General features: G+C 74.6%; 18 protein-coding genes. 8 read left to right on the plus strand and 10 right to left on the minus strand.

Features of this window, described 5'->3' with window-relative positions; all coding sequences use genetic code 11:
• Nucleotides 1–113 precede the first annotated feature (113 nt).
• Entirely contained in the window at nt 114–1685 is a 1572-nt protein-coding gene (locus ACIO9K_RS12435) for an MFS transporter (protein ID WP_400329070.1), read from the plus strand.
• A 94-nt stretch (nt 1686–1779) separates the two neighbouring features.
• Here the strand turns inward: ACIO9K_RS12435 and lpdA are convergent, their stop codons facing one another.
• Entirely contained in the window at nt 1780–3186 is a 1407-nt protein-coding gene (lpdA, locus tag ACIO9K_RS12440; RefSeq protein ID WP_363621748.1) for a dihydrolipoyl dehydrogenase, read from the minus strand.
• A gap of 337 nt (nt 3187–3523) precedes the next feature.
• Nucleotides 3524–5020 (minus strand): M28 family peptidase, encoded by a 1497-nt coding sequence (locus ACIO9K_RS12445; protein WP_363621959.1) that lies wholly within the window; start codon nt 5018–5020, stop codon nt 3524–3526.
• A gap of 285 nt (nt 5021–5305) precedes the next feature.
• Between ACIO9K_RS12445 and ACIO9K_RS12450 the strand changes: the two genes are divergently transcribed.
• Nucleotides 5306–5485: an antitoxin gene (locus ACIO9K_RS12450; protein ID WP_063350839.1), complete on the plus strand. Its 180-nt coding sequence runs from the start codon at nt 5306–5308 to the stop codon at nt 5483–5485.
• A 204-nt stretch (nt 5486–5689) separates the two neighbouring features.
• On the opposite strand, the gene ACIO9K_RS12455 is transcribed toward ACIO9K_RS12450, so the two are convergent.
• The gene (locus tag ACIO9K_RS12455) at nt 5690–5872 is read right to left on the minus strand and encodes a hypothetical protein (protein WP_363621750.1); all 183 of its coding nucleotides are present in this window, start codon (nt 5870–5872) and stop codon (nt 5690–5692) included.
• Nucleotides 5873–5947: 75 nt separating this feature from the next.
• On the opposite strand from ACIO9K_RS12455, the gene ACIO9K_RS12460 reads away from it, so the two are divergent.
• A complete protein-coding gene (locus ACIO9K_RS12460) occupies nt 5948–6568 on the plus strand; it encodes a TetR/AcrR family transcriptional regulator (protein ID WP_363621752.1) in 621 nt (206 codons plus the stop codon).
• Here the strand turns inward: ACIO9K_RS12460 and ACIO9K_RS12465 are convergent.
• Complete coding sequence (locus tag ACIO9K_RS12465; protein ID WP_363621754.1) at nt 6555–7082, minus strand: DinB family protein; 528 nt, start codon at nt 7080–7082, stop codon at nt 6555–6557. The two genes, ACIO9K_RS12460 and ACIO9K_RS12465, sit on opposite strands and share 14 nt — an antisense overlap.
• Nucleotides 7083–7119: 37 nt before the next feature.
• Entirely contained in the window at nt 7120–7557 is a 438-nt protein-coding gene (locus tag ACIO9K_RS12470) for a hypothetical protein (RefSeq protein WP_363621756.1), read from the minus strand.
• A 127-nt stretch (nt 7558–7684) separates the two neighbouring features.
• On the opposite strand from ACIO9K_RS12470, the gene ACIO9K_RS12475 reads away from it, so the two are divergent.
• The 5 genes from ACIO9K_RS12475 (at nt 7685) to ACIO9K_RS12495 (ending at nt 11755) form a co-directional block, all read left to right on the plus strand.
• A complete protein-coding gene (locus ACIO9K_RS12475; RefSeq protein WP_400329077.1) occupies nt 7685–8221 on the plus strand; it encodes a PadR family transcriptional regulator in 537 nt (178 codons plus the stop codon).
• Between the two features lie 187 nt (nt 8222–8408).
• Nucleotides 8409–9278, plus strand: coding sequence for a class I SAM-dependent methyltransferase (locus tag ACIO9K_RS12480; RefSeq protein WP_400329080.1), 870 nt, complete (start codon nt 8409–8411; stop codon nt 9276–9278).
• 226 nt (nt 9279–9504) lie between these two features.
• A complete protein-coding gene (locus ACIO9K_RS12485) occupies nt 9505–10389 on the plus strand; it encodes an isocitrate lyase/PEP mutase family protein (protein WP_363621761.1) in 885 nt (294 codons plus the stop codon).
• Nucleotides 10386–10688: a hypothetical protein gene (locus ACIO9K_RS12490; protein WP_400329084.1), complete on the plus strand. Its 303-nt coding sequence runs from the start codon at nt 10386–10388 to the stop codon at nt 10686–10688. The genes ACIO9K_RS12485 and ACIO9K_RS12490 overlap by 4 nt, the downstream gene beginning before the upstream one ends.
• On the plus strand, nt 10685–11755 hold the full coding sequence (locus tag ACIO9K_RS12495; RefSeq protein ID WP_363621764.1) for a bile acid:sodium symporter family protein: 1071 nt from the start codon (nt 10685–10687) through the stop codon (nt 11753–11755). The genes ACIO9K_RS12490 and ACIO9K_RS12495 overlap by 4 nt, the downstream gene beginning before the upstream one ends.
• A 93-nt stretch (nt 11756–11848) precedes the next feature.
• Here ACIO9K_RS12495 and ACIO9K_RS12500 read toward each other — a convergent pair whose 3' ends face one another.
• From ACIO9K_RS12500 to ACIO9K_RS12520, 5 genes are all read right to left on the minus strand, one after another.
• Nucleotides 11849–14656 (minus strand): BTAD domain-containing putative transcriptional regulator, encoded by a 2808-nt coding sequence (locus tag ACIO9K_RS12500; protein WP_400329087.1) that lies wholly within the window; start codon nt 14654–14656, stop codon nt 11849–11851.
• Between the two features lie 165 nt (nt 14657–14821).
• A complete protein-coding gene (locus ACIO9K_RS12505) occupies nt 14822–15664 on the minus strand; it encodes a hypothetical protein (protein ID WP_363621768.1) in 843 nt (280 codons plus the stop codon).
• Nucleotides 15661–17541: a GMC family oxidoreductase gene (locus ACIO9K_RS12510; protein WP_400329090.1), complete on the minus strand. Its 1881-nt coding sequence runs from the start codon at nt 17539–17541 to the stop codon at nt 15661–15663. The genes ACIO9K_RS12505 and ACIO9K_RS12510 overlap by 4 nt, the downstream gene beginning before the upstream one ends.
• On the minus strand, nt 17538–17897 hold the full coding sequence (locus ACIO9K_RS12515) for a hypothetical protein (RefSeq protein WP_363585548.1): 360 nt from the start codon (nt 17895–17897) through the stop codon (nt 17538–17540). Before ACIO9K_RS12515 ends, ACIO9K_RS12510 begins: the two co-directional genes overlap by 4 nt.
• Before the next feature lie 305 nt (nt 17898–18202).
• On the minus strand, nt 18203–19249 hold the full coding sequence (locus tag ACIO9K_RS12520; protein WP_363585549.1) for a TIGR03617 family F420-dependent LLM class oxidoreductase: 1047 nt from the start codon (nt 19247–19249) through the stop codon (nt 18203–18205).
• Between the last annotated feature and the right edge of the window lie 55 nt (nt 19250–19304).

Below are 19304 nucleotides of genomic sequence, written 5' to 3' on the forward strand. Positions count from 1 at the left end.
CGTTCCAGTATGGGGCGCCCGGCCGGGGGTGCGGGGGCCGGAGGGTGGCCCTGTCACACCCAGGGAACGGGGCTCTCTTCATCCGGCGGCGGCGCCCGCGAACGATCGGGGCCATGACTGTTTCTCCCCGCCTCGACGACGCCCCTCCCGAAGACGCCCGCCGCGCCGCGCCGCCCCGGACCGAGCACCCGGCGGGCACGGCCGCTCCCCCACCGCGTACCGACGGCGGTCCGGGCGGCTACTGGGCGACCGTCACCGCCGTCGGCTGCGCCAGCATGATGCTGCCGTTCTCGGTGACCGGGGCCGCCGTGGCACTGCCCAGCATGACCGCGCAGCTGGGCTCCTCGGTGGGCGCCGCCCAGTGGATGCTGAACGCCTTCAACCTCACCTTCGCCGCCCTGCCGCTGGCGGCCGGCGGCCTCGCGGACCGGATCGGCCGGCGGCGCGTGCTGCTGTCGGGGATCGCGCTGGTCGGCGCGCTGTCCGCGGTGGTGGCGCTCGCGCCGTCGATGGCCGTGGCCGACGCCGCCCGGGCGGTGCAGGGGTGCGGGGCGGCCGCCGTGCTGGCGGCGGGCGCGGCGGTCCTGGCCCAGTCCACCTCCGGGCGGCGCCGACGGCTCGCCTTCGGGATCCTCGGCACCTCCTTCGGCACCGGCCTGGCGATCGGGCCGCCGGCCGCCGGCCTGCTGGTGGAGGCGGCCGGCTGGCGGTCGGTCTTCCTGCTCGTCGCCGTCCTGGCCCTGCCCGCGTGGCTGTGCGCCACCCGGGCCCCGGAGTCCCGCAACCCGGACCACCCCGGGATCGACCTGCCCGGGGTGGTCTGCTTCACCGGCGGGCTCGCCGCGCTGTCGTACGCGCTCGTGCAGGCCGGCACCGCCGGCTGGACGGCGCCGGGCACGGTGCTGCCGCTGGCGGGCGCGGTGCTGCTGCTGGTCCTGTTCGCCGGGGTGGAGGTCCGCCGGGCCGGGCGCGCCATGGTCGACGTCCGGCTGTTCCGCAGGCCCGAGTTCCTCGCCGTGGTGTGCCAGCCGTTCACCGTCACCCTGGGGTTCGTCGTGCTGCTGGTCTACCTCCCGGCCTACCTCCAGGGCGTGGGCGGCAGGAGCGTCCTGACCAGCGGTCTGCTCCTGCTGCCGATGACGGCGCCCGTCCTCCTGCTGCCGTTGGTGGCCGGGCGCCTCGCCGCCGCCGTCTCCGTCCGGGCGGTGCTGACCGCCGCCTCCGCGCTGATCGCGGCGGGCTCCCTACTGCTGGTGACGGTGCGCGGCGACGGGTCGTGGCTCGCGCTGGCGGTGCCGCTGCTGCCGTTCGGGGCCGGGGTCGGACTGGCCTTCGGGGTGATGGACGACGCGGCCGTCGGGACCGTCCCCGCCGAGCATGCCGGGGCCGCCGCGGGCGTCTTCAACACGATGCGGATCACCGGGGAGTCCGTGGCCGTCTCCGGGGCCGCCGCACTGCTCAGCACGCTGACCGCCGCGCACCTGGGCGGCAGCGGCCTCGCCGCCGACGAGGCGGCGCAGCTCGCGGGGCAGGCCGTCCAGGGCAGGGTGGCCGCGGCGCACCAGGCCGCCCTGGCCGCCGGGTTCACCGACGCCCTGCACGTCCTCGGGCTGGTCCTCGCCGCGCTGTCCGCGCTCGGCGCGGTGCTCACCTACCTCGCCCTGGCACCGGACGAGTCGGCCTGACCTGCCGTCGGAGCCGGTGCCGGGCCCGGGGCCGCCGGAACACGGCAGGACCCGCCCGGGAGGTCGGGCGGGCCCTGCCGTCATGCGGTGCGCGTCACATGTTGATCATGTGGCCGGCGAGGCCGTGGATGGCCTCCTTGACCGCCTCGCCGAGGGTGGGGTGGGCGTGCACGTTGCGGGCCACCTCGTGGACGGTGAGGTCCCACTGCTGGGCCAGGGTCAGCTCGGGCAGCAGCTCGGTGACCTCGGGGCCGATCAGGTGGGCGCCGAGCAGTTCGCCGTACTTGGCGTCGCTGATGACCTTGACGAAGCCGATCGGGTGACCGAGGCCGTGCGCCTTGCCGTTGGCGGTGAACGGGAACTTGGCGACCTTGACGTCGTGGCCCAGCTCGCGGGCCTGCGCCTCGGTGTAACCGAAGGAGGCGATCTGCGGCTGGCAGTAGGTGGCGCGCGGGATCATGGCGAAGTCGACCTCCATGGTCTCCGCCCCGCCGATGGTCTCGGCGGCGATCACGGCCATCGTCTCGGCGGCGTGCGCGAGCATCAGCTTGGCCGTCACGTCGCCGATCGCGAAGATGTGCCCGGCGCTGGTGCGGCCGCGGCCGTCCACCGCGATGGCGCCGCGGTCGGTCAGCTTGACGCCCGCGTTCTCCAGGCCGTAGCCGTTGACGCGCGGCGCGAAGCCGATCGCCTGGAGCACCTTGTCGGCCTCCAGCACCTGCTGCCGGCCGTCCCTGGTGACGGTGACCTTGACCTTGGCGTTCGGGTCGCTGTCGTCGATCGACTCGACCCGGGTGGAGGTGAGCACCTCGATGCCGAGCTTGCGGTACTGCTTGGCCAGTTCGGTGGAGACCTCGACGTCCTCCAGCGGCACCACGCGGTCCAGGAACTCGACGATGGTGACCTTCACGCCGTAGTTGTGCAGCACGTACGCGAACTCGACGCCGATCGCGCCGGCGCCCGCGATGATGATGCTCTCCGGCAGCTGCTCGGTGAGGATCTGCTCCTCGTAGGTGACCACCCGGTCGCTCAGGCTGGTGCCGGGCAGCAGCCGGGTGGTGGCACCGGTGGCGATGACGCAGTGGTCGAAGGTGACGACGTCGAAGCCGCCGCCGCTGAGCGCGACCTGGAGGGTATGGTCGTCGACGAAGGTGCCCCAGCCGTCGTACTCGGTGATGCCGTTCTTCTTCATCAGGTAGTGGACGCCCTTGACCCGGCCGTCGGCCACCGAGCGGCTGCGGCGGAAGGCCTCGCCGAAGTCGAAGGTCACCTGGCCCTCGACCTTGATGCCGAAGGTCTTGGCCTCCTTGGTGAAGATGTGGGCGAGCTCGGCGTTGCGCAGCAGGGCCTTGGAGGGGATGCAGCCGACGTTCAGGCAGACGCCGCCCCAGTACTTGGCCTCGATGACCGCGGTCTTCAGGCCGAGCTGAGCGGAGCGGACGGCGGCGGTGTAGCCGCCGGGGCCGGCGCCGAGGACGACGACGTCGTAGTGCGTGCTCATGTTGCTGACTCCTCCGAGGGTGTCACGGTCTCGTGATCTCGGTCCCATGGTGTCAGGACCGGGTTCGACGCACCCACCGGGTCTCGGCGGATGCGCTCCGCGCGGCACCGTACCCGGCCCGGAGCCGGATTGTCAGTGTCCTCGGCTACGGTGCTCGCAACCTCGCCGGGCAGGGGCGAGGCCCGGGGGAGGTCCGGGGGAGGTCCGGGCCGGGGCTCGGGCCGGGGCCCGGGGGTGCGAGCGGGAGGAGGGGCCGAATGGCGGACGAGCACGGCGGAGCCGGCGGGTGGGGCGGGTGGGCCCGCCGCCCGAGGACGGCAGCGGGCCCACCCGGGCGTCAGGCCGTCACCTCGTGGGCGTGGCCCCCGCTCATACCGCCGCCGCCCGCCTGGCCGGCGGGGCGCTGCGGCGGCACGGGCCGGTTCAGCGAGGAGAGATCCCAGGCGTAGGTGCCGACGGCATGGGCGATCACGTCGATGTTGACGTCGAAGGCGTCCATGTCGATGTTCTTCAAGCCGTCGCAGGCCTTGTGGTAGCAGGCGTCGAAGGCCACGCCCGCCGTGCCGCCGTAACGGTCCTCCTGCGCCGACGACTTGACCACCTCGGCGCCGGTGTCGGTGCCGCCGGCCGGGATGCCCGCGTCGATGAACGGGCCGTAGTCGGAGCGGCCGTCGAAGGCGGTCGGCTCGTGCGGCAGGCCCCGGCCGTCCAGGTAGCCGGTGAGGTCCCGCTCGATCTGCGCCGAGCCCTCGGGGCCGGCGCCGCCGCCGGTGCTGCCCGAGCCGTCGTAGACGAACTGCGCGTAGTTGGGAGAGGCGATCATGTCGAAGTTGAGGTAGAGCCTGATCTTCTTCCGGTCCGCCTCGGAGAGCGACTTCACGTAGGCCTCCGAGCCCTTGAGGCCGAACTCCTCGGCGGACCACCAGGCGAACCTGACCTTGTTCTTCACCGGGTGGACGGTCAGGTTGCGCGCGACCTCCAGGATGCCCGCCGCACCGGAGCCGTTGTCGTTGATGCCGGGCCCGGCCGCGACGGAGTCCAGGTGCGCCCCGACCATCACGGTGTCGGCCGGGTCGCCGCCCCTGGTCTCGGCGATGACGTTCCAGGTCTTACGCGGCTCCATGACGGTGCGGATGTCGAGGTTCAGCCGGACCTGGCCGGCGGCGGCCTTCGCGGCCAGCGCCTCCCCGGCGGCCCGGGTGATCCCGCCGACGGGGATCCTGCCGGCCGCGGGGTCCCCGAGAGTGCCGTTGAGGTCGCCGTCGGTGTTGTTGTAGATGATCGCGCCCACCGCGCCGGCCGTCGCGGCCGCGGCCTGCTTGACGGCGAAGCCGCAGCCGCCGCGCTGGATCAGCGCGATCCGGCCGGTGAACGCGCCGGCCGGGTAGTCGGTGGGCGCGCAGCCGGTCGTGGCGCTGACCGGGGCGACCGCCAGGTCGGCGGTCAGGCCCGCGTCCGGACCGCCGAGCGAGTACGTCATGGCGGTCAGCGGGATGCTCTCGGCCTGCGGGGACAGCACCCGCAGCCGCTCCGAGCGGGCCTCGAAGAAGGTGTACTCGAACTCCTGCCGGGACACCTTCAGCCCGGCCCGGCGGGCCTGCTCGTAGACGTAGCGCGCGGACTCGTCGTGCCCCTTCGAACCGGCCACCCGGGTACCGCCGTTGCGGTCGGCGATCCGCTGGAGCACGGCCAGGGTGTCGTGGGCGCTCTCGGCGTCGGCGGCCTCGACCAGGCGCGCGGCGAGCCTCTCGCCTCTGCGCACCGGGTCCGGGTCGGCGGCCGCGCCACCGGCCCCGGCCAGCAGCAGCGGGGCGGCCAGGGCGGCGACGGTCAGTACGGCGCCCGCGCTCCGGACGGTGGCAGTGCGCGGGCGCTGGTCCCGGCGCTGCTGGTGCGGTATCGGGGTGGACTGGTCGAGCGGGCTGGTCGGGCGGAGGGGCAGGGAGATCGGGCGGCGGGCTCGGGGCTTCAAGGCGACTCCTTCCGGCGGTCCGTGAACTCCCGATTTGACATGACCGGCATCACGTTGCCAAGGCCGCCGCGCGGCCGCGGGATGCGGACGGCGGCGGAGGCGGTGATCCTGGAGGGGTGGGGCCGTCTCTTCCAGGAGCGTGACCAGATGTCCATGTTGGATAAGCTCAAGGGCCTGCTGAAGGGCCACGAGGACCAGGCCGACAGGGCCGTCGACAAGGCGGGGGACGCCGTCGACGAGCGCACCCAGGGCAAGTACAGCAGCCAGGTGGACGCCGCCCAGGAGCAGGCGAAGAACCAGTTCCGCGACCAGCCGCCGCAGCAGTAGACCGAACCCCGCCGTACGCCTGCGGCCCCGGTCAGGCCCGCCCGGCCGCACCGGGGCCCAGCCGTTCCGGGCCGTCGTTCAGCTGTTCCGAGCCGGGGTTCAGGCGTTGCGGGTCCGCGTTCAGCCCTTCCGGGCCGGGGTTCAGGCGTTGCGGGTCCGCGTTCAGCCCTTCCGGGCCGGGGCCGATCCGTCCTGGACCCGCGATCAGCCGTCCCGCTCCGGCGCGGCCTCGGCCGCGGGCTGCCGGGCCCCCGCCTCGCCGCCCGTGCCGTCCGCGCTCCCAGCCCCGCAGTTCTCGCACGGTTGCGGCCCTGGCCGCTCGCGCAGGCGCCCGCACTCGGGGCACACCCGGTCCAGCCAGCAGGCCGCCTCTCCGCCTTCGCCCATGCCTCCGAATTCTGCCCGGAGCGCCCGCACCGACGCGAGTAGACACTGTCTACGGCAGCCTGGTAGACAAGGCCCATGACCGATCAGGACAAGGACCTGCGCGCGCGCCTGGTGACTGCCGGCGTCGAACTGGTGACCAGGGAGGGCGTCCACGCCCTCGGCCTGCGCGAGATCGCCCGGCAGGCGGGGGTCTCGCACGGAGCCCCCCGCCGCCACTTCCCTACCCACCGCGAACTGCTCGCCGCCATCGCGCGGCACGGGTTCGGCAGGCTCACCGACACCCTGGCCGGCGCCGACGCGATGGCCGCCACCACCGGCGCGGCCCCCCGCACCCGGCTCGACGCGCTCGCCCGCGCCTACCTCGGCTTCGCGGCGGCCAACCCCGGCATGTTCGAGCTGATGTTCCGTCACGACCTGCTGGAGGGCAGCGGAGCCGAGCTGCGGCACACCACCCTGCCGATGTTCCACACCGTCGCCCGCCTGGTCGGCGAGGCCCGCCCGGAGTCCACCGATCCCGGACCTGCGGCCGCCGCGCTGTGGGCGAACCTGCACGGCCTGGCCCAACTGCGCGCCTGGGGCAGCCTGCGGCTCATCACCGGCGGCGAGGACGTCGAACCGCTGCTGCGCGCCGCCCTGGACGCCCACCTCGGCCCGGCCCCCGGGGCCCTCCCCCGGGGAGCCGTCACACGCCCGTGAAGCCGTCGATGCTCTCCCGGAGCAGGTCCGCGTGGCCGTTGTGGCGGGCGTACTCCTCGATCAGGTGCACCAGGATCCAGCGCAGCGAGACCGTCTCCGAGCCGAACACCGCCGCCGCCCGCTCGGAGAGGCGTCCGGTGTCCTCCAGCGCCGCCGCGGCGGCCAGTTCGCGGCCCTGCTCGACCTCCGCCCGCCAGTCGGTCAACGCCTCGGGCATCCCCCGGTCCGGGGTGAGCGCGTAGCCGCCCTCGCCGTCCGCGCCGTACAGCGGCGGCGCCTCCCGGCCGGCCAGCACCCGCTGGTACCAGGTGCGTTCGACCTCGGCGAGGTGCTGGACCAGGCCCAGCAGCGTCATCGTCGACGGCGGGAAGGCCGCCAGCCGGACCTGCTGGTCGTCGAGTCCGGCGACCTTCTGCACAAGAGTCGCCCGATGGAACTCCAACCAGCCTTCCAGCATGGCGCGTTCGTCTGCGTGCGGGGACGGCAGCGGCCGCCCGTCGAGTGTCGGTCCCATGGCTTCCACTGTGGCACAGCCGGGCGACCGGAGTCGATCATCCGACCGGCTTCGGGGCCCGGTCGCCCTGGTCCGCCAACGGCGCGGGCCGCAGGGGCCCGCGCCGGGCCAGGAGCAGCAGCAGGCCGAGCTGCACGGCCGTACCCACGGCCGGCCCCGCCCACACCCCGGTCACCCCGAGCGGCCCCGACAGGGCCGCGGAGGTGGCGAGTTGGGCCGTACCGACGGCCATCCGGGCGGTGAAGTCCAGGCCGAACGGCGCTCCCGCGCGGACGATCCGGCCCGCCGCCGCGCCGGTTCCCCGGCGGGTGCGGGCAGCCGTGGCCCCAACCGCAGGGTGACGGCGGCGACGGCCGCCCCGCCGAAGGCCGGCCACCCAGAAGGTGCCGATCACCGAGGCGATCACGCCGGACAGCAGTTCGGCGTAGACCGGTCCGGCCAGCGCGGCCAGTCGTCGCGACGGACGCCCGCGCATGCCTCCTCCCCCGTTCCGCCGCCCGCCGACGGCATGCCTCGAATAGAGCTACCTCTTATCGAGGCACCTCGACGAGAGGTATCATGGGGCGCGCCACAGGGCGCACTCCGACGAAAGGGCTTCGACCGTGCTGACCCTCGCGATCCTCGGCTTCCTCTACGACCAGCCGCTGCACGGCTACCAGCTCAAGTCCCGGATCACCGGCCTCACCGGCCACGTCCGGCCGGTCAGCGACGGCGCGCTCTACCCCGCCATCGCCAGACTGGAGAAGGCCGGACTGCTGCGCCGCCGCACCGAACCGGGCAGCGGGGCCGCACCGCGCCAGACGCTGGAGCTCACCGAGGAGGGCCGGACCGAACTGCGGCGCCGGTTGGCCGACCCGGAGCAGGCCGAGATCACGGACCAGATCCGCTTCTTCGCGCACGCCGCCTTCCTGCACCACCTCGCCGACCCGCCCGCGCAGGCGGCCGTGCTCCGGCGCCGGCTGGCGTTCCTGGACGAGCCGAGCAGCTTCTCCTACGACGGTGAGGGCCGCGCGGTCACCGCCGAACTGGAGCCGAACCCCTTCCGGCGCGGCCTGCTGCTGGTCACCCGGGCCTCCACGGCGGCCGAGCGGGCCTGGCTGGCGGAGACCATCGCCGAGCTGGACGGCCCGGCGCACTGACCCGTGAGGCCGGGGACGCGACCCCGCGCGCGCCTTCGCACAGCAGCGCGAACGCGCGAAATCGCGCCGTTCCGAGCCGGCTCCCAGTCGGCCTCCGCGTCGCTATGATGATCGGCCTCACGTCCACGGCGTCCCCTCCGCGGCGTGAACCCGCCACCGCGCCCCGCCCGCCCTCCTGGAGGCCGCCGTGCCCACCGCCGAGACCGCAGCCACCCGCCCCGCGCCACTGACCCGGGACGACATCCCCGGCTGGTTCTTCCGTCTCGACCGGGCGGCCTTCGGCCACCTGCTGGCGGCCCAGACCACGGCGGGCGCCACCGGCGACATCCTCGAACTCGGCAGCTACCTCGGCCGCAGCGCCGTCCTGCTCGGCGACCACCTCCAGACCGGCGAGCGGCTGACCGTCTGCGACCTGTTCGACTCCGAGGCGGGCGACGCGGACAACGCCGCCGAGATGGCGATGTCCTACCGAAAGACCCTCACCCGGAGCGCCTTCGAGGCCAACTACCTCGCCTTCCACGACGAGTTGCCGGAGATCGTGCAGGCGCCCACCTCGGTGCTGGCCGACGGCCGGATCCCGGCCGGGAGCTGCCGCTTCGTCCACGTCGACGCCTCCCACCTGTACGAGCACGTCGCCGGGGACATCGCGGTGACCAGGGCGGCGCTCGCCGAGAACGGCGTCGTGGCGCTGGACGACTACCGCTCGGAGCACACCCCCGGAGTGTCGGCGGCGGTCTGGGAGGCGGTCTTCACCGGCGGCCTGCGGCCGGTGCTGCTCACCCCGATGAAGTTCTACGGCACCTGGGGCGACGCCGCGGCCGTCCGGCAGGTCCTGCTCGCCCGCGACTGGCGGGCCGAGGGCTACACGGTGGACGACGACACCATCGCCGGGGAGCCGGTGCTGCGGCTCAACTACCAGGTCAAGGCCCCCGTCCAGCAGTCCACCTCGCGCCGGCTGGCGCTGGACCTGCTGCCGCCGGTCGCCACCCGGGCGACCCGCCGGGTGCTCCGGACGCTGCGCGAACGCCGCGCCGTCCGCCCCGTTCCGGCGTCCTGACGCTCCGGCGGCCGGGCCCGACCGGATCAGGGCGGTGGCGTGGATCTTCCACGCCACCGCCCTTTTCATATGTCTGACATATCTTCAATTCAACGCCTCACTCGAATGAGTGAATCTCCCTTAAAGATTTGCCCACGGAACGTTAAAGGTCGCATAGTGATGGAGCCTCAGTTGGGTCTAGGGAAGACCAAGTCCAGGCAAAGCCACCGCGAGTGAGGAGAAGGCCTTGTTCCACGGAACCACGGCGTCGGGCCACGGGCAGCGGCTCCGCGAGGAGATCACGAGCCCGGGAGCCACGCCCCTCATCGGCGTCTACGACATGTACTCGGCCTCCATCGCGGCCGAGCACTACAACGGCATGTTCGTCTCCGGATTCGGCTTCGCCGCCTCCTACTACGGCCTGCCCGACATCGGATTCATCGCCTGGCCGGACATGGTCGGCTTCGTCGAACGGCTGCGCGGCGCCTTCCCCCGGCACCATCTCCTGGTCGACATCGACGACGGCTACGTCGATCCCGAGGTCGCCTGCCACGTCGTGCGCAGGCTCGAACGCATCGGCGCGTCCGGCGTCATCCTGGAGGACCAGAAACGGCCGCGCCGCTGCGGCCACGCCGACGGCAAACAGGTCCTCCCGCTGGAGGAGTACCTGGAGAAGCTGGACCTCGTCCTCGCCAACCGGACGGACCTCCTGGTGGTCGCCCGCACCGACGCCACCGAGGAGGAGGACATCCTGCGCCGCGCCCGAGCCCTCGCCGCCACCGACGCCGACGTGGTGCTGGTCGACGGGGTGCGCAGCGAGGACTGGATCCGGCGGATCCGGCGGGTCGTCGGCGACAAGCCGCTGCTGTTCAACCAGATCGCCGGCGGCAAGTCCCCCCGGTTGTCGCTCTCCGAGCTGACCGAGCTGGGGGTGGACGTCGCGATCTACAGCACGCCCTGCCTGTTCGCGGCCCACCGGGCGATGGACGAGGCGCTGGCCGGGCTGAAGGTGGCCGACGGGCGGCTGCCGGCCGGCGCCGGGGAGAGCCGGCAGATCGGCGTGCGGGAGTCCACCGAACTGCTGGAACGGAACATCGCGCGCTCGCGCCCGCTCACGGGGGTGACGGTGTGACGGCCGGGCTGCGCGGTCCCGCCCCGCCCCCGGCGGCCGCCGTCCTGCGGGCCACCGCGTTGGGGCTGGCCGGGGCGTGCTGCCTGCTCGCCGGCGCGGCGGCGCCCGCGGCGGCGGGCGGGGGGCTGATCACGCTCGTCGACAACTCCAACGCCGATTCCTGGGTGGAGATCGACCGCACGGCCAACGTCCAGAACGGCAGCGGCTCGGCGGGCAGCGACCACGACGGCGCCGGGTCCCTGGTGGGCGGCCTGCTCGGGTCCGGCCCGGGCGGGGCGGCGATCGGGGGTGGCCGATGACCGACGACACCGCCCGCCGGGGCCGGCGGCGCGGGCCGCGGCCGCGTCGGCTCGACCCGTACCTGGTCGCGCTCGCCGGGGCGGTCGGCCTGGCCGCCCTGTTCCCGGCCACCGGGGGCTCGGCGCGGGTGGCCGCCGTGGCCTGCAACCTGGCGGTGGCGCTGCTGTTCTTCCTCTACGGCGCCAGGCTCTCCGCCCGCGAGACGCTGGCCGGGCTGCGCCACCTGCGGCTGCACGGGCTGGTGCTCGCCGCCACCTTCGGCCTCTTCCCGCTGCTCGGGGCGGCCACCGCGCTGCTCACGCCCGTCCCGCTCAGTGGACAGTTGCAGACCGGGGTGCTGTTCCTCTGCCTGCTCCCGTCGACGGTGCAGTCCTCGGTGGCGCTGACCGGCGCCGCCGGGGGCAACGTCCCGGCGGCGATCTGCGCCGGGACGTACTCCAGCCTGGCCGGGCTGCTGCTGACCCCGCTGCTGGCGGCCTGGCTCCTGGACGTGCACACGGCGCTGTCGGCCGAGGGGCTGCTGCGGATCGGGGCCCAGTTGCTCGCGCCGTTCCTGCTCGGGCAGGTGCTGCGGCCGTGGATCGGCGCCTTCCTCGCCCGGCACAGACGGGTGCTGACGCCGGTGGATCGGGGCTCGATCCTGCTCGTCGTCTACACCGCGTTCAGCGCGGCGACGGCCCAGGGCAGCTGGGGCCTGGCCACCCCGGGCGCCCTGCTCGGCCTGCTCGCGGTGCTGCTCGCCCTGCTGGCCGCCGCGCTCGCGGTCACCGGGCTCGGCGCACGGCTGCTGGGCCTCGACCGGCCGGCCACCATCGCGGCGGTGCTGTGCGGCTCGCAGAAGAGCCTGGCGAACGGCCTGCCGATGGCCGCCGTGCTCTTCGGGCCCCAGGCCGGGCTGCTGGTCCTGCCGCTGATGGCGTATCACCAGCTCCAGCTGGTGGCCGGCACCGTGCTCGCCGGCCGTTGGGCCCGCGCGCCGGACACCACACCAGCCGGGCAGGCCCCGCCCGCCGATCGGGTACCGGCCGCGCTCACGGGGCCGGGCGGGCCGCCCGTTCCCGGGTGAGTCGACGCCTGGGGCCGGTGCCTGGGCCCGACGTCTGGACTCGACGTCTGGACTCGACGTCTGGGGCCAGCGCCTGGGGCCGGCCGGCAGCCGCTAGCCGTTCCCGCAGGTCCGTACCGCGGCGGCGCGCGCGTAGTAGTCGGCGGCGTCGGCGGTGAAGCCGTCCTGTTCCGCGAGGCGGCCCGCGCGGTCGAAGTGGTGCCACGCCTCGCCGTTGCGGTCCAGGGTGGCCAGCGCCCTCCCGCAGATGTCCAGGAGCATCGCGCGGCGCGCGACGACCTGGTCCTCCGGGGCGAGGTCGAGCGCGTGCCGCGCGAGGGTGAGCGCCTTCGCCGGTCGCTCGTTCAGCAGGTGGTACCGGGCCAGGTAGTAGGTCGTGAGCATCTCGGTCTGCGGGCTGCCGGCCCTGCGGGCGAGCTGCGCGGCCCGCTCGTAGCCGAGGCCGGCCAGGTTCGTGTCGCCGAGTGCCTCCCGGGCCTGGGCCAGGTTGGCGGTGGCGATCGCCTCGCCCTCGGTGTCGTCGGCCCGCCGGGCCAGGTCGGGTGCGCGCAGCAGGTGCGGCAGGGCCTCCTCGTACCGGCCGTTCTGCCCGAGGACCCAGCCGAGCAGGCTCCTGACGCGGGATTCCGCGTCGGCCTCGGCCAGTTCGACGGCGGAGCCGAGGGCGTGGCCGAGCGGAGCCTCCCAGTCGGCTCCGGGCTGCTGGACGACCAGGGGCCACAGCAGCAGGGCGAGTCGCCACGCCCGGTGGTGGTGCCCGCCGGCGGCGGCCGCCGCGGTGGCGGCGACGAGGTTGCGCCGTTCCCTGGCGTACCAGGCCATGGCCTCCTCCCGGTCGGCGAAGACGGGCGTCGACACCGGCGTCCGGAAGTCCTCCGGGAGCCGGCAGCAGGGTTGGCTGCCCGCCACCGCCGCGCTCGCGGCGGCCAGGGCGGCGTACAGGTAGTGATCGAGGAGCGGAAGGAGGCGGTCGTCCCCGGGGGCGGGGCCGAGCGAGCGGGCGAACAGCCGGATGAGTCCGTGCAGGGCGTAGCGGTCGTGCCCCCGTTCCTCCACCAGGTTGGCGGCGACGAGGCGTTCCAGCACCGCGCGGCTACCGGCCGGGCTGTCGTCCGCCAGCGCGGCGACCGCCGCCACGTCGATGTCGGGGCCGAAGTGGTGGGCCAGCAGCCGCAGGACGGCGACCGCGTCGGGCGGGAGGTGGTCCACGCTGACGCGCAGGACGGAGGCGAAGTCGATGCCGTCCACCGCGAGGAACGAGATCCGCCGCTGCCCGTCGCGGAGTTCCTCGACCGCGTCGCCGAGCGAGCGCTCGGGCCGCACCGCCAGCCGGGCCGCCGCCAGTCGCAGGGCCAGCGGCAGCCCGTCGCACAGCCGCACCAGGCGCCCGGCCGCGTCCGGCTCCGCTCCGACCCGGTCCGGGCCGAGGATGCGGGCGAACAGTGCCTCGCCCTCCCCCGGCCCGAGCCGGTCCAGCAGCAGCGGGCGGGCGCAGTCGCCGGCGACCAGGCTCTCCAGCCGGTTGCGGCTGGTGACGACGGTGGCGCAGCCGTGGGCGCCGGGGAGCAGCGGGCGGACCTGGTCGTAACTCAGCGCGTCGTCGAGGATGACCAGGAGGCGGCGGTTCCGGAGCAGCGAGCGGTAGAGCGCCTCGGCTGCGGCGGTGTTCTGCGGGATGTCGTCGGGCTGGATGCCGAGCGCGCCGAGGAAGTCCCGGATCACGAAGGCGGGGTCGGCGATCGGGGCGGTGTCGACGAAGCCGCCGAGCCGGGCGAAGAGCACGCCGTCCGGGAAGTCCGCCGCGGCCTGTTGGGCCCAGTGGGCCACCAGCGCGCTCTTTCCGATCCCGGCCGGCCCGGTGACCAGACAGATGGGCGAGTCGTGTGCGGTGTGCCGCACGGCCGCGTCGAGGGCGGCGAGTTCGCGCTTGCGCCCGGTGAAGCCGGCCGGTCGGCGGGGCAGCAGGAGCGGTCGCCGCAGGTCGTTCGCGCCCGACTGGCCCGCGCCGCGGTATGCGTCCGCCTGACGGTGCGCGTCAGCTCGGCGGTGCGCGTCCGCCTTGCGGCGGGCGGCCTCCTGCCGGTCGGCGACCTCCTGTCCGTGGGGGTCCCCGGGCCGGTGCGTGTCCTCCCGTCGGCGTGCGGCGCGTGGCGGGCCGAGGATCCGGTCGTAGGCCTCGACCATCGCGGGGCCCGGGTCGACGCCCAGTTCGTCACCGAGCAGTCGGGCCGTCCGGTGGTAGAGCTCGATGGCCTCGGCCTGCCGGTTCGTCGACAGCAGGGCGTCGAGCAGGAGCGCCACCAGGGACTCGCGCAGCGGATGCCGGTCCGCCGGTCCGCGCAGCACCGCGACGGCCTCTTCGGCGCGCCGGCCGGCGGTCAGCGCCTGGCCGAGCTCCTCCACCGCGCCGAGCCTCGCCTCCTCCAGTTCCGCTGCCGCGGCGACGACCGGGGGTGTGCCGCAGAGTCCGGCGAGCGCCGGGCCGCGCCAGAGCGCGAGGGCCTTGCGCAGCGCCGGGATCCCGGCCGGTGCGCCGTCGCCGGTGCGCGCTTCGGCGACGGCGGCACGGAACCGCTCGCCGTCGATGTGGTCGGACGGCGTCTGGAGGAGGTAGCCGTCACAGGCGGTGGCGATGGTGACCGGGCCCACGGGGTGCAGCAGCCGGCGGAGTTGGGAGACGTGCCCCTGGATCACGGTCTTGGCGTGTCTGGGCGGCTGCTCGCCCCACAGGGCGTCGGTGATGCGGTCGTTCGTGACCAGCGCGTCGTTGGCGAGGAGCAGCATCGCCAGCAAGGTCCGGCGTTTCGGTGGCCCGATCTCGACGAACTGCCCGTCGCGCCGGACTTCCACTGGTCCGAGCAGCCGGAATTCCAACAAGGGTCCCTCCCCACTGCCGATCACCTGCGCAATGGGTAAGGCTACCCTTGTCAGTGGACACTCACGAGCACACCCCCAGCTGCGGAGGAGCGGTCAGGGGTGCACGCGAGAACGGCGCCAACGGTCCGCTGCCCGCCCGCTCAGGTGGTGTCGACCCTGACCGTAACCCGCCCTCGGCGGGCGGGCACATCACCGGACGTAGTAGGCGCGGTTGTGGGCGGCGACCGGCGGGGACTGGTAGGTCCAGACCCCGGCGGCCGGGGCGTCGGCGATCAGGTGGGCGAGGTCGCGGGCGGACTCCTCCGCGGGGTTGCCGAGGTCGAGCCGGACGCGGTCGGCGGTGCGGTCGTCCAGGGAGTAGTAGCGGTAGGGGTGGTAGACGTTGAGCGGGCCGGCGAGCAGCTTGCCCTCGTCGTCGGTGCCGTAGCCGGTGATCGGGGTGTTGTTGACGGATTCGGCGGTGAGGCCGATCAGGTTCACGTCGAGGGCGAGGAGTTGCTCGTCGTGGCGGCGCAGCCCGTCCGCCCCGAGGGTGGCCCGGCGACAGGAGACGGACCAGCGCTCACGCACGGCGGGGGCGTTGAGCGAGGGCAGCGCGGTCTCGAACCAGCCTGGGTGCTTGGGCTCGGCGTACAGGCGGCGCCCGGCGTCGATGGCGAGCGGGTTGTCGCACAGGACGTGCAGACGGGCGATGCCGAGCAGCTTGGTCTGGTCGTAACCCCGGGCGTACTGGCCGTAGTTGAGAACCGGCAGGCGGTCCCCGGCGAACACCGGGTGGGCGACCAGGTTGATCTCCAGCTCCTCGGTGATGCCACCGCCGTTCGGGTACTGGGCGAAGTACAGCTGGTAGTTGAGGGAAACGCAGGCCCCGCCGTCGAACACGGCGGCGGTCAGGCCGGGGTGGCGCTTGCCGAGCAGCTCGCGCGCCCGCTCGGGCTGGACCAGGTAGTCGACGCCGATGTTGTGCAGCGCGCCGTAGTGGAAGGGCAGGTGGTACGGCTCCGGTACGGGCGGGAGCGGCAGGCCGGTCATGGTGTCTCCGGAAAGGCGGGCGAACGGGTGGCGGGCGAACGGGTGGCAAGCGAAGGAGCGACGCACGAAGGGGGGCCGGGCGAAGGGAGCACGGGCGAGCGAGGCGGGTCGGGGGTCGGCAGCCTGGAGCCGACGGACACCGGGCGGTGCAGGTCCAGCAGGTCCTGGTGGATCCGGTCGGCGCTGCGCAGGGCCAGGGCGGCCATGGTGAGCGAGGGGTTGGAGGTGCCGAGCGAGGGCATCGAGCCGCACCCGACGGCGTACAGGTTGGGGTGGTCCCAGCAGCGCTGCCAGTGGTCGACGACGGAGGTGGCGGGCGAGTCGCCCATGACGTGGGTGCCGCCGGCGTGGCCCGCGCCCCGGTAGCCGTAGGCGGTTCCCAGGTGTTCGAGGCGGCCCGGCCACTGCGGACCGGCCGGGTAGGCGGTGTGGTCCTCGGCGCCGAGCAGGGCGAACAGTTGGTCGGAGACGGCCCGGGCCGAGACCATGCCCGCGCGGACGTACTCGTCGAGGTCGTAGCGGACGGCCGGGCCGGGGAGGCCGAGCGGATCGCGCCGGTCCGGGTCGAGGGTGACCCGGTTGGCCGGGTCGGCGGGCTGCTCCAGTTCGAACTGGAGCGAGAACTGACGGCCGAGCCGGTCGCCGAGGCGCGCCCGCAGCTCCTTGCCGCGCAGCCCGGCGGCCAGCAGTGCGGCCGTCTCCGCCTCGGGGGAGCCGCCGGCCCAGGACCAGCCCCAGTTTCCGATCTCGATCCGGAACGGGGCCCGGCGGGCCCGGGCCGGGCCGAAGCGGAAGGCCTCCAGGCCGCTGGTGGAGCCGGGCCCCCGGTAGGGGCCGACCTGGCCGGGCATGAGCCCCCAGGTGAGCAGTGCCGGGTGGTCCATCAGGTTGCGGCCCACCTGGTCGCTGCGGTTGGCCAGGCCGGACAGGAGCAGCAGCCGGGCGTTCTCGACGGCGTGCGCGGCGAGGACGACCAGGTCCGCGTCCACCCGGTGGGCCGCGCCGCCGGCCAGGTACTCCACCCCGGTGGCGCGCCCGGTCACCGGGTCGGCGAGCACCTTGGCCGCCACGGCCCCGGTGCGCAGTTCGACGCAGGGCGCCCAGCGGGCCTGGGTGCGCAGCGGCGTGTACTTGGCGCCGGTCGGGCAGACCGGGACGCAGCTGGCGCTGCCCGCGCAGGGCGGGCCGAAGCTGTCGCCGGGCCGGGTGGGCAGGCCGTTGCGGGCGTGCGGGGTGCCGGTGACGGCGAGCCGGGCGGGGCCGGGCATGGCGGGGTCGCGGACGGTCCGGCCGTCGAGGGCGTGGGCGAGCCGGCGGTCGAGGTGGCTGGCCGGGATGGCCCGCATGGGGAAGGCGTAGTCGTCCGGGATCGGCAGTCCGACGGCGCGGCGCTGCTCCCCGGCGTCGGCGGCGACGCCGAGTTCGTGTTCGGCTGCGCGGTAGTACGGCTCCAGGTCGTGGTAGCCGATCGGCCAGTTGCGGCCGCGGCCGAGGTCGCCGGTGCGGAAGTCCTCCGGGTGCATGCGCGGGGTGAGGCCGGTCCAGAGCAGTCCGGTGCCGCCGTTGGCACGCAGGTAGCCGCTGGCGTAGGGCAGCGGGCCGTCCTGCCGGAGGTGTCCGGTGGCGGTGAAGCCGCCGCCGGGGAGCCCGGTGAGGTCGGTGACGTCGAGGGACGGGGCGTCGGGGTCGTGCGGGTAGGGCGAGGTGGGCGGGCCGCCGCCGGCCGCGCGGAAGGCGGCGGCGGTCTCGGGCCCGGAGGGCGCTGCCCGGCCGGCTTCGAGGACGAGGACCCGCCGGCCCTGCGCGCCGAGGCGGTGGGCGACCAGCGTTCCGGCGAAGCCTGCGCCGACCACGACGACGTCCCAGCGGGCGGTCACCGTTCCTCAACCCCTCGGGGGGCTTCGGCCCAGCTGCCGTGGCCGGGGGCGGCGGCGCCGGGTGGGTCGGCGCGGAAGGTCCGCCAGGCCAGGCCCTGGTCGTAGGCGCGGGCGGAGCTGGGGGTCTCGCCCGGCCAGGCGCCGACGTACCAGAGGTGGACCAGGGCGTGGTCGTCGCGGACCCGGTGGGCCAGGGTGGTGCGGTGGTGTTCGTGCGCCATGCCGGTGGCGCGCAGCTCGGGCTCGTCGAATCCGGTCAGTTCGGCGCAGACGCGCAGGAACTCGTCGAAGTCGGCGAGGTCGTCGGGCGCCCCGAACTCGGCGAGGCAGTCAACGGCAGGATGGTCGTCTGGCACGGACAAGCGGGCACCCCCACGGTCGTCGACGGTGGCCAAGACATGACAGACCGTGGGGTGGGTGGAAACGGCGGCCCGTCACGGTCTGCCAGCGCGATCCTGCCGCCCGCCGTCGCCACCGGGAACCCGTTGCCCGAATGTGCCCGGTCTTGGCCGTCTCCTGCCCGATCTGCCGCCCACCGCGTTCGGTCGGCGGCTGTTTCCGGTCGGGCTACGGGGGCTGGCGCGGGTACGGCGAGGGGTCCGGCGGGACCGGGCGGAGGTCCGGCGAGGGTCGACGAGGGTCGATGAGGGTCCGACGGAGCTCAGCCGAGGGCGCGGACGGCCGCCAGGACGTCGAGGCCCAGCTCCGGGTCCGCCTCCTCCGGCAGGCTGACGGACAGCCGGTCGACCAGGCCCGCGTACCGCCGGGTCAGCTCGCGGGCGACGTCCTCGACCGGACCGGACACCGCGAACGTGTCGAACACCTCGTCGTCGATCAGCGCGGCCATCTCCGCCCAGCGGCCGCGCACCGAGTGGGTGTGCAGTTCCTCCTGGAGCCCCTCCCACCCGTGCTGGGCCAGCACCGGGCGGTAGGCCGGGGTGGAGGCGTAGAACGCCAGCCGCTCCCGCACCCCCGCCCGGTTGGCCGCCAGTTCCTCCTCCGTCCGGCCGGTGGCGGTCAGCACGCTGCCGGCGACCTCGAACGGCCGCGCCGTCCACGGGGCGCCCTCGGCCTCGGCCTGCGCCCGGGCCCCGGTCAGACCGGGCAGCACCTGCTCGGCCAGGTAGGCGGGCGACGAGAACGGGTGGCTGAGGAACCCGTCGGCCACCGCCCCGGCCGTACGGGTCATCAGCGGTCCCACGCCGGCCAGCAGGATCCTCGGCACCCCGGCGGGGACGGGGTCGGGCGAGAAGACCGGCGTCATCATCGTGTGGGTGTAGAACTCGCCCCGGAAGCGCAGCCGTTCGCCGGTCTGCCAGCTGTGCCAGATCGCCCGCACCGCGTGCACGTACTCGCGCATCCGCGCGGCCGGCCGGTCCCAGGGCATCCCGAAGCGCTTCTCGATGTGCGGCTTGACCTGCGAGCCCAGCCCGATGACGGCCCGTCCGCCGGAGGCCGCGTGCAGCCCCCAGGCCTGGTAGGCCAGCGTCATCGGGGTGCGGGCGAAGGCCACCGCGATGCCGGTGGCCAGCTCGATCCGCTCGGTCCGGTCGGCGGCGCGGGCCAGCTGGAGGAACGGATCGTACGCGGTCTCGGCGACCACCAGGCGGTCCATGCCCCGGCTTTCGGCCCGCTCGGCGGCGTCGAGGATCCCCGCCGGGTGCCCGGAGGCGGTGGCGTCGAGACGGAAGGCGGGGGGTCGGTGCATGGCGGTGCTCCTGGGCGCGGGCTGCGGCGGTACCCGGGTAGCCTCCCACGCCGGC

This window comes from Kitasatospora sp. NPDC087271 (assembly GCF_044744605.1).
In the GTDB taxonomy this organism is placed as follows: Bacteria; Actinomycetota; Actinomycetes; order Streptomycetales; family Streptomycetaceae; genus Kitasatospora.

What these genes read in the sequence shown, in the direction of transcription:
- ACIO9K_RS12435 (WP_400329070.1), top strand. Translation starts at nt 114, where the DNA reads ATGACTGTTTCTCCCCGCCTCGACGACGCCCCTCCCGAAGACGCCCGC.
- lpdA (WP_363621748.1), bottom strand. Translation starts at nt 3,186, where the DNA reads ATGAGCACGCACTACGACGTCGTCGTCCTCGGCGCCGGCCCCGGCGGC.
- ACIO9K_RS12450 (WP_063350839.1), top strand. Translation starts at nt 5,306, where the DNA reads ATGTCCATGTTGGATAAGCTCAAGGGCCTGCTGAAGGGCCACGAGGAC.
- ACIO9K_RS12455 (WP_363621750.1), bottom strand. Translation starts at nt 5,872, where the DNA reads ATGGGCGAAGGCGGAGAGGCGGCCTGCTGGCTGGACCGGGTGTGCCCC.
- ACIO9K_RS12460 (WP_363621752.1), top strand. Translation starts at nt 5,948, where the DNA reads ATGACCGATCAGGACAAGGACCTGCGCGCGCGCCTGGTGACTGCCGGC.
- ACIO9K_RS12465 (WP_363621754.1), bottom strand. Translation starts at nt 7,082, where the DNA reads ATGGGACCGACACTCGACGGGCGGCCGCTGCCGTCCCCGCACGCAGAC.
- ACIO9K_RS12470 (WP_363621756.1), bottom strand. Translation starts at nt 7,557, where the DNA reads ATGCGCGGGCGTCCGTCGCGACGACTGGCCGCGCTGGCCGGACCGGTC.
- ACIO9K_RS12495 (WP_363621764.1), top strand. Translation starts at nt 10,685, where the DNA reads ATGACCGACGACACCGCCCGCCGGGGCCGGCGGCGCGGGCCGCGGCCG.
- ACIO9K_RS12505 (WP_363621768.1), bottom strand. Translation starts at nt 15,664, where the DNA reads ATGACCGGCCTGCCGCTCCCGCCCGTACCGGAGCCGTACCACCTGCCC.
- ACIO9K_RS12520 (WP_363585549.1), bottom strand. Translation starts at nt 19,249, where the DNA reads ATGCACCGACCCCCCGCCTTCCGTCTCGACGCCACCGCCTCCGGGCAC.